Source organism: Pseudomonas viridiflava, assembly GCF_900602065.1.
In the GTDB taxonomy this organism is placed as follows: domain Bacteria; phylum Pseudomonadota; class Gammaproteobacteria; order Pseudomonadales; family Pseudomonadaceae; genus Aquipseudomonas.
On record NZ_UWFN01000185.1, the window covers coordinates 1 to 283 of the forward strand.

A 283-nucleotide genomic window follows, 5' to 3' on the forward strand; every position below is an offset into this window, starting at 1 on the left:
CGACATCCCCATCTGCGTTCTCAGCGCCCGCAGCTCCGTGAACGACCGCATTGCCGGGCTCGAATCCGGAGCCGACGACTACCTCACCAAACCGTTCGTCCTCGCCGAGCTGGTCGCCCGAATCAACGCGATGTTGCGTCGGCGCGGAAGCACCCCCGCGTCCGGACCGGCCACCACGGCCTCCACGATCGGGCCGCTCACCATCGACGTGCCGGGGTATCAGGCGTCCCTGTCCGGCCGTCCGCTCGATCTGACGAAGCGCGAATTCGAGTTGCTGGCGGTC

At 67.8% G+C, this 283-nt stretch carries 1 pseudogene; it reads left to right on the forward strand.

The window, feature by feature from the left end:
- Positions 1-37: 37 nt before the first annotated feature.
- Positions 38-283: pseudogene (locus EE949_RS10515) on the forward strand (response regulator transcription factor); the annotation flags it as partial.